The organism is Corallococcus llansteffanensis, from assembly GCF_003612055.1.
GTDB classification, from domain to species: Bacteria; Myxococcota; Myxococcia; order Myxococcales; family Myxococcaceae; genus Corallococcus; species Corallococcus llansteffanensis.
On the sequence record NZ_RAWB01000408.1, the window covers coordinates 1 to 8986 of the forward strand.

Sequence of the window (8986 nt, forward strand, 5' to 3'; positions counted from 1 at the left end):
CGGTGGGGGCTCCGCGGCGGTGGCGGGAAGCCTGCTGCTCGCGGCCTGGGCGCTCGCGGGCGCACGCCGGGAGCGGGTGCGGAATCGGCGCGCCCGCGCTCTTTGAACTCGACTGTCCAGGACTCCAAGACCTTCACGGAGATCCTCAGCGACTGTCTGTCTTTAGAAGCCGCTTCCGAGGCAATGCCCGCGCCTGCGTGCACCGGTCGAAGCGGCCCCCCTGGGTCCTGCACGTCGTCGAGCCGTCAGGGCTCGACGTTCGGGTAGCAGGTCCTGCCAATGCAGACGTACCCGGTGGGACACGGCTTGGGCACGTCCACCTTGCACATGGGGAGCTCCTGCTCCTGGCTCCCCAGCTCCGGCTCGGTGGACTCGTCCACCGGTCCGCCACAGCCCGCCATGATCAGCAACGCGGTGAGCCCTACGCCTCGCAGCAACAGTTCACGCATCACGTGTCTCCTGTCTCGCTTACCGGGATGGACCCCGGAAGAGCATGCTACGCCACCAGGCCAGGGAGCGTCGCAAGGCGTGAGCGGCCTCGTGCGCGCGGATGGGCAGGACCGAAAGTTCCGCCGATGTGGCCTGAATCTCCGCTCTGCCGATCATCGCGGGCCCGATGCATCCTCTGGTTCCATCGCCCGCCTCCCGTGGGCTCCCGAGGAAACGCCATGTCCCACGAACACCCCGCATCCTCCGTCCACCACCACCACGTCGTGCCGGGGTTTGGCGCCGACCGCGCCGCCCACTATGACACCCAGGCGTCCCTCAACCTCGCCGGCGCCCAGGCGCTGTATGAGATTGGCGTCAGCGCGTTGACCGCCCAGCTCGACGGCCAGGACGCGGCGTCACTGCTCTTCGTGGGACTGGGCACGGGCGCGGAGTTGGTGCCCTACACCCGCTTCAACGTGCCGGGCTGGCGCTTCACGGGCGTGGACCCCTCCGACGCCATGCTCGCCGTCGCCCGAAGCCGCCTGGAGGCCGAGGGAATGCTCTCGCGCACGCACCTGCACGTGGGCGAGCTGCACACCCTGCCTCCCGGGCCCCCGTTCGACGGCGCGCAGGTGATGGGGGTCCTGCACCATGTGGAAGGTGACGAGGCCCGCCTCGAGCTGCTGCGAGAGGTGACCCGCCGGCTCGTGCCCGGAGCGCCCGTCGTCCTGGGCTGCCGCGTTGGCAACGACCCCGAGCTGATGAACGTGGAGCTGCGGCGGTTGCGCGCGTATGGCGTTCCCCAGGACGCGCTGGAGCGTCGGCGCCAGCTCTTCGCGACGATCCGGCCCATCGAGTCCGATGCCGCCCTGTTCGCGATGCTCGCCCGGACCGGACTGGTGGCACCGCGGCCCATCTTCGTCTCGCTCCAGTTCAAGGTCTTCCTCGCGCGCTTCGAGCCCGGGGCCGCGGGCTGAGCTGACGTTTCTTCCAAGGCAGACGCGTTCCCCGCGAGGGTGCGCTTGCTGCCCGAGGCCCCGGTCGACCAGGATGCGCGCCCGCCCGCCGCGAGGGTCTCCCCTTGCGTGGCGCGGCCCAACCCCAAGGCGGCCTTCTTCATGAAAAGACTTGCAGTCGTTCCTGCCCTTGCAGTGCTCATGGCTTGCGTGGCCTGCGGAGCCTCCGCGCCCGATGTGGATTCCCAGGACCTCGGCACCGAGCGCTCCGCGCTGGGAACACCCCAGTGGCGCGCCACCAGCAGCGCGCTGAACAGCCGGAACAATGCCACGGCGACGCGGCTGCCCTCCGGACAGGTGCTCGTCACGGGCGGCACGTCGTCGGGTTCGACGCTGGCCAACGCGGAGCTGTACCAGCCGGACACCGGCACCTGGACCGCGACCGGCTCCATGACGACGTCGCGCTCGGAGCACACCGCCACCCTGCTCAACAACGGGAAGGTGCTGGTGGCCAACGGCTACACCTGCTGTCTCGCGGGCGTCTACCTGGCCACGTCGGAGCTGTTTGATCCGGCCACCGGCACCTGGACGGCCACCACGAACGGCCCGCGCGCGCGCGGCATCGGCAAGGACGTCCTGCTCGCGTCGGGCAAGGTCCTCGTCACGGGCGGCGCCGTCAGCAGCTCGCCCCCGGGCCCCTCCAACATCGTGGACCTGTACGACCCGGCCACCAACTCCTGGTCGGCCGCCCCCAGCCTCGTCACCAACCGCTACCGGCACACGGCGACGTTGCTGCCGTCGGGCAAGGTCCTGGTGGCGGGCGGCAGCACCCGCACCACCGTCCAGAAGACCGTGGAGGTGTACGACCCGACCACCAATGCCTGGACCGCGGGGGCGCCGATGTTCCTGGCGCGCCAGTACCACACGGCGACCGTGCTGCCGTCGGGCAAGGTCCTGGTGGCGGGCGGCGGCAGCGCCACCGCCGAGCTCTACAACCCCGCCACCAACACCTGGGCCTACACTGGCAGCATGTCGCGGTCCCGGTCGAATCACAGCGCGAGCCTGCTGCCCTCGGGCAAGGTGCTCGTCTTCGACAACAGCGGCACCGCGGAGGTGTATGACCCGGCCACCGGGGCGTGGAGTGCCACCGCCGGCATGCTCCTCGGTCGCTCTGGCGGCGCCGTCGCCCTCCTGCGCTCCGGACAGGTGCTCGTCGTCGGCGGCTACCTGATGTCCGCGACCTACACGGCCTCCGCGGAGCTGTACGACGCGGGCCGCTTCACGTGGACGGCCACCGCTCCGCTCGCCACGAACCGGTGCGGCCACACCGCCACGCTCCTGGGCTCCGGGCAGGTGCTCGTGGCGGGCGGGAGCGGTGCTTCCGGCGACCTGACCAGCGCGGAGCTGTTCGACCCCGTCACGCGGACGTGGACTTCCGTCGGTGACATGACCGAGCCCCGGACGAGCGCCGTCGCGGTGCTGTTGCCCTCGGGCCAGGTGCTCGTCGTCGGCGGCAACTTCGACAGCACCGTCACCACCGCGGAGCTGTTTGATCCGGCCACCGGCACCTGGACGGCCACCGGCAGCCTGCTCACCGCGCGGACCTACTTCAAGGCCACCGTCCTGGCCTCGGGCCAGGTGCTCGTCACGGGAGGCCGCAGCGACGGCGGCATCTACCCGACCAGCACCGAGCTGTTTGATCCGGCCACCGGCACGTGGTCCGTCTCGGGCAACCTCGCCACGGGCCGCATCAACCACTCCGCCGCCCTCATGGGTGATGGGCGGGTGCTCATCGCGGGCGGCCACTACCAGGTCTTCACGACCCTGTACCGGCTCGCGAGCACGGAGGTGTACACGCCGAGCTCCGGAAGCTGGCTCACCACCACCAGCCTCGCCCAGGCCCGCAGCCACTTCACGCTGCACGCGCTGGCTTCGGGCGACACGCTCGCCATCGGCGGGCTCATGGGCACCGGCTCGTACATCGGGCAGGGCTCGCTGGCCACGGCGGAGAAGTTCCAGCCCGTCGGCGTCTGGGCTGCCGCGGGCGCCATGACCACGCCCCGCCACGAGCACGCGAGCGCCGTGCTGGCCTCGGGCGCGGTGCTGGCGTCCGGAGGCACCTGGAAGATTGGCGGCTCCAGCACCTCCAACCTGCAGGCCAGCGCGGAGGTGTACGAGCCGGCCACCCATACCTGGAAGCCCACCGCGAGCATGATGGCCGTGCGTTCGGGCCACACGCTCACCTCGCTGCCCACGGGCGAGGTGCTGGCGGTGGGCTGCGCGGACGGTTGGTACAGCGGCAGCGGCTTCGCGGAAGTCTACGCGCCGTGAGGTGAGCCGATGAGGCGGGCCCGGCGCGATGCAGGCCGGGCCCGCGAGTCCACCGGCCAGACGCACGACACCGATAAAACAGCCCGGCCGCCGTCCTGGGCCCGTATCCGGTTGTGGTGTGTCCCCCGACAGGCGCGGGACGAAGGACACGGGACAAGGGCTCCCGGAGGCCAGGGCATGAAGGATGGAACTGTCATTCAAGGGCGGGCGGTTCGCCGCGCGTTGATGCGGGTGTCCCTGGCCCTGGCGCTCACCCTGGGAGCAGCCTGCCCACCTACGGATCCTCCTCCCCCGGTCGGCACCGACGACGCCGGTGACGTGACGGACGCGGGCCCCGATGACGCCGGAGTGCCGGACGCGAGCGTCGCTTGCGCGCTGCCCGCGCCCCAGGATCCGGGGGCACCGTGGGCCAGCCGCTGTGATGCCACGGTGCCGGCCGACACGTGTGCCTCGTTGGTGCTGCCGGCGGCCGGCCCGGTGCCTCCCGCCGACCGCTGGTGTGAGGACTCAGCCCGCATGCTGTGCGCGGCCGGAGTGGACGCCGGCACGGTGGATCCCACGGCCGAGTCCGGCTGCGTCGAGCGTGAGCAGGTGAATTGCGCGTCCCGCTTCCCGCTCGTGAGCCGGGAGGCGGGCTACCTCACGTACTGGCCCCAGGCCGCGTCCGCATGTCTCACGGGGGAAGCGAACCCGTCCTCCACGGTGTGCGGCTGTGCCTTCGTGCGCTCTTCGGTGGGCGGGGCCTGTGGCATGGATGCCCACTGCCGCATCGGCTACTGCCTCAAGGATGAAAGCGATGCGGGCGTCTGTGTCGCCTGTCCGGAACGGCGTCCCGTGGGCAGCCCCTGCGGCCAGTCGGGGGACGCGCCGTGTGACGACCACGGCTACTGCTCAGAGGGGTGCTGCGTGCCGCGGCCCAACGTGGGGGAGGCTTGCAGGTTTGGGAAGCCCTGCGACACGGACACGTCATCCGGCTGTCGGCCCCTTTCCCATGAGGACACGGCGGGCGTCGGCACCTGCCGTGCGTACAGGGAGGTCGGCGAGACGTGCGGACAGGACACCCGGTACGAATGCGGGTACTTGCCGCCCCCACTCTGCGACCTGGGGACGTGCGAGCCTGGCCGGGTCTGCACCTCCATGAGCCCGGATGCCTCGGTTCCCAGACAGTGCCAGCCGGAAGGCGTGCGGTGCGATGCCCGGGGCATGGGCTGCGGCCCCGGCCAGCTCTGCACCGGACCCAACGGCCTCTGCATCGCGCCCGACTCGCTCAGCGAAGGGGAGGCCTGCGCTGGCCCCGGCCAGTGCGCGGAAGGCCTGCTGTGCGACAAGGGGGATGCGGGTACCGGCGCCTCCGGGGTGTGCATCGCGGCGGGCCCGGGCGAGTGCCGCTACGACGTGGAATGCCCCTGGGCCGAGCGGTGCCTCGATGGGCACTGCACGGAGGGCAAGGCCCTGGGGGCTGCCTGTGACAAGCCCCAGGACTGCGCGAAGTACCTCATCTGCGCGCGCGGGGAGGGCGGAGGCGCTGCCTGCGCTCCGCAGCCGCGCCTGGGCGAGCGCTGCCGCTTCACCGGGCCGGACGGAGGCTCCCCCTCGTGGCAGTACCTCTGCCTCACGGGGCGCTGCAACGGCAAGACGGGCCTCTGCGAGTAGCCCGCTCCGCGCTCACTGCTCAGCTGCGAGGCCGGGCTGGCGGCCGCGGGCTTGACGCGCCCGTCTTGAACCGAGGGCGGTCCGAAGAGTGACCTCTGACGGACCCCACGGGCCTCCGGGCCCGTAGGGAGTGCTGCTCCCTCCCGCCGCGGACCGAGCTACTCCGCGCGCAGGGCGACGATCGGATCCACCCGCAGGGCGTGGCGCATCGGAATCAGCGTGGCCAGCACCGCCACCACGATGAGGAACAGCGCCATGGTGGTGAAGATGAGGGGCTCGAAGGGGCGTACCCCGTAGAGGAGCCCCGACATGCCCCGTGCCGCCGCCACCGCCCCCAGCAGCCCCAGCGCCACGCCGATGAGGGTGGGCCTCAGGCCCTGCCGCATCACCATCCACACCACGTCCGCCGAACGTGCGCCCAGCGCCATCCGGACCCCGATTTCGTGCGTCCGCTGGGTGACGCCATAGGCGATGACGCCGTAGACGCCCACCGCGCTCAGGATGAGGGCCACGCCCGCGAAGATCAGCAGCAGCACCACCGCGTAGCGCGGCGCCAGCAGCGTCTCATCCACCACCTGGCGCATGGGCTTGACGCTCGTGAGGGGCAGCTCCGGGTCCAGCTCCGCAATCAGACGGCGCACGGACGGCGCCAGGCCGAGGGGCTCTCCCATCGTGCGCAGCGCGAGGTACACGTCCCGCGTCGTCTCCTGGCGCTGCGGCAGGTACACCGCCGCGAAGTCACCCGCTCCGCTGCCGAAGGTGGCCACCTGCACGTCCGCCACCACGCCCTTCACCGTGCGCCACACGGGCTTGCCGTCCACGCTGGCCAGGGCGATGCGCCGCCCCACCGCGCCTCCCTCCGGGAAGCGGCTGCGCGCCAGCGAGTGGCTGATGAGCACCGTGAGCGGCGCGTCCGCTCCGTCCTGCGCGGTGAAGCCGGCCCCCTCGCGCAGGGGAATGGACATCACCCGGAAGTAGTCCTCCGTCACCACCTGGTAGAAGACGTAGCGCGCGTTGCCAGGGGCGGCGAGCGCCTCGCCCTCCACCTCCAGCGTGCCCCGGCTCCAGCTCGGGCCCAGGGGCAGGCTGCTCGTCCCGGCTACGCCCCGCACGCCGGGCAGGGTGCCCAACCGCGCCAGCGCCTCATCGAGGAAGCGCACCACCGAGGCATTGTCCGGGTAGCGCCGCTCGCTCATGCCGAACTTCAGCGTCAGCAGGCGCTCGCGCTCGAAGCCCGCGGGCGCGTCCATCATGGAGGCGAAGCTGCGCGCGTTGAGCGCCGCGCACACGGTGAGGACCAGCGCGAAGGCCAGCTGTGAGGCCACCAGCATCTGTCGCAGCCGCTGCCGGCCCGTCCCGCCGCCGCGGCCCTCGCGCCGCATGACGTCCGCGGGCTGGACCCGCGAGGCCCGCAGCGCCGGCGCCAGTCCGAAGGCCAGCGTGGCGCTCACCGCCACCACCAGGGTGAAGCCCAGCACCCGGGCATCCAGCCCCACCCGGTTCCAGCCCGGCACGAAGCGCCCCACGTCGGCGGGGACTCCCGCGCGCATCAGGTTGATGCCCCACACCGCCAACAGCAGGCCGCCCATGGCCCCCAGCAGCGCGAGCAGCAGGCTCTCCGTGAGCAGCTGCCGCGCCAGGCGTCCCTGGCTCGCGCCCAGCGCGCCGCGAATGGCCATCTCCTGGGAGCGCCGCGCCGCCCTCGCGAGTTGCATGCCTCCCACGTTGGCGCACGCCACGCCCAGCACCAGCACCGTGGCCGCCATCAGCACCCAGAGCATCAGCCGGATGGGCGCGTCTCCATACTCCCGCAGGGGCAGGGCGGACACGCGGTGCCCCGGATCCTCCAGCGCCATGCGAGGCTCGAGCAGCGCCAGTTGCGAGCGCAGCGACTGCAGCGACAGCCCTTCCTTCAGCCGCCCCACCGCCTGATACGCGTGCTCGCTCCACATCGCCTCGGCCCGGGCGGGCAGCTCCAGCGGCACCCAGAGCTGCGCGGCCTTGGGGAAGCGGAAGTCCGGTGGCATCACCCCCACGACGGTGTAGGGCTCGCCATCCAAGGTGACGGAGCGGCCCACCATGGCGGGATCCGCGCCGAAGCGCCGCTCCCAGAGCGCGTGGCTCAGGACCACCACGCGCTCGCGCTCCGCCCGGCCTTCGTCCGGCTGCAGCGCGCGGCCCAGGGCCGGCCCCACGCCCAGCACGCCGAAGAAGTCCGGCGTGACGCGGTAGCCGAGCAGGCGCTCGGGTTCGGTGTTGCCGGTGAGGTTCAGGTCCCACGACTGGAAGGCGGAGACGCGCTCCAGCGCGCGTGCTTCCCGGTGCAGCTCGTCCACCACCGCCGCGGAGAGCTGGTTGCGCGCGTACCCCGGCGTGGACTCGACCACGAAGACCAGCCGGTCGAGCGCCGGGAAGTCGAAGGGCCGCAGCATCAGCGCGTCGAGGAAGCTGAAGATGACGGTGTTGGCGCCGATGCCCAGCGCCAGCGTGAGGATCGCCACGAAGGTGAAGCCCCGGTCGCGCAGCAGCCCACGCACCGCGTACCGCATGTCCTGCAGGAAGCTATCCATGGTCGGGTTCTCGAACCGGCGGAGCCTCCCCGGTGGGGCGACGGACGCGAGGGCCGGCTTCCAGGGTCTCTCTGGACAGGAGAAGGTGACGGGTGGCGTTCAGGGTATCAGTCAGGGGGGGCGGAAGTCGCATTCAGACGACCCTGGAGGGAGGGTCTCCGGGGCACGGCGCGAGCACCAGCACCGAGGGGACCCGCCGGGGTTCGGCGAGGCGCAGCAGGCCGTAGCCGGTGCCGGCCAGCCCCACCATGAAACCAGGGGTCTCCACGCCCAGCGGGACCCCCGACAGCCAGCCCCGGGCGTCGGCACTGCCCATCATCGTCGCGGCCCAGCGCTCCGGTTCGTTCCCGGGCACCGCCGCCTCGCCCAGCGCCTCGCGCGCCGCCAGCAGCAGCTCCAGGCCGCCCGCGTCGCCGTGGCACAGCGAGTGGTCCCGGCCGAGCCCCAGGGCCCGGGTGTCCGCGAGCGCGGCGGTGAGCTCCGCCCGCACCGTGGCGTCGTCCAGGTGCCGCAGCGAGGCCAGCCGCCCCAGGCCGATGCCCGTGGACCCATGGCACCAGGAGGTCTTGAACCCGGGCGTCTGGGGCCGGCCGCGCAGGTCCGGCCAGTTGTTGCGCTCGGGGGAGAACAGCGAGCGCTCATGGCGCAGCGCCAGGAGCGCGGTCTCCCGGAAGCGCTCCTCGCCCGTCAGCGCATGCAGCTCCAGCAGGGCGTGGGCGATGCCGGCGGCGCCGTGCGCGAAGCCGGTGAGCGCCGCGTCCGGCTCCAACCGTGAGTGCCAACCCACGCCCTGGGCCTGGGGGCGGGCCCGCGCCACCAGGTGCTCACCGCAGCGCCGGGCCAGCGCGAGGGCCTGCTGCGAGGGGGCGCTCCGGTGCAGCGCGGCGAGCGCCAGGATGCAGCCCGCCGCCCCGTCGATGACGTCGAAGTTCTCGTCCTGGTCGACGCGCCCCTCCATCAGCGCCACGCACGTCCCGGCCTGGTCGAACAGGTCCGGCCGCTGCCAGAGCGTGCCGAGCTGGGCGTAGGTGTAGACCAGCCCGCCCC

At 72.3% G+C, this 8986-nt stretch carries 6 protein-coding genes; 3 read left to right on the forward strand and 3 right to left on the reverse strand.

All coding sequences use genetic code 11. From position 1 onward, the window contains the following. Window positions 1–245: 245 nt before the first annotated feature. Window positions 246–449 (reverse strand): hypothetical protein, encoded by a 204-nt coding sequence (locus tag D7V93_RS29980; protein WP_120646646.1) that lies wholly within the window; start codon window positions 447–449, stop codon window positions 246–248. A 219-nt stretch (window positions 450–668) separates the two neighbouring features. Between D7V93_RS29980 and D7V93_RS29985 the strand changes: the two genes are divergently transcribed. From D7V93_RS29985 to D7V93_RS29995, 3 genes are all read left to right on the forward strand, one after another. Then, entirely contained in the window at window positions 669–1406 is a 738-nt protein-coding gene (locus D7V93_RS29985; RefSeq protein WP_208723197.1) for a class I SAM-dependent methyltransferase, read from the forward strand. 216 nt (window positions 1407–1622) lie between these two features. Next, on the forward strand, window positions 1623–3716 hold the full coding sequence (locus D7V93_RS29990; RefSeq protein ID WP_158623892.1) for a Kelch repeat-containing protein: 2094 nt from the start codon (window positions 1623–1625) through the stop codon (window positions 3714–3716). Window positions 3717–3893: 177 nt separating this feature from the next. Beyond that, window positions 3894–5369, forward strand: a complete 1476-nt coding sequence (locus tag D7V93_RS29995) for a hypothetical protein (RefSeq protein ID WP_147451406.1) — start codon at window positions 3894–3896, stop codon at window positions 5367–5369. Window positions 5370–5527: 158 nt separating this feature from the next. Here D7V93_RS29995 and D7V93_RS30000 read toward each other — a convergent pair whose 3' ends face one another. Beyond that, the gene (locus D7V93_RS30000) at window positions 5528–7939 is read right to left on the reverse strand and encodes an ABC transporter permease (protein ID WP_120646650.1); all 2412 of its coding nucleotides are present in this window, start codon (window positions 7937–7939) and stop codon (window positions 5528–5530) included. Window positions 7940–8072: 133 nt separating this feature from the next. Then, the coding region (locus D7V93_RS30005) for a lanthionine synthetase LanC family protein (protein ID WP_279636960.1) at window positions 8073–8986 on the reverse strand (914 nt) is incomplete at its 5' end.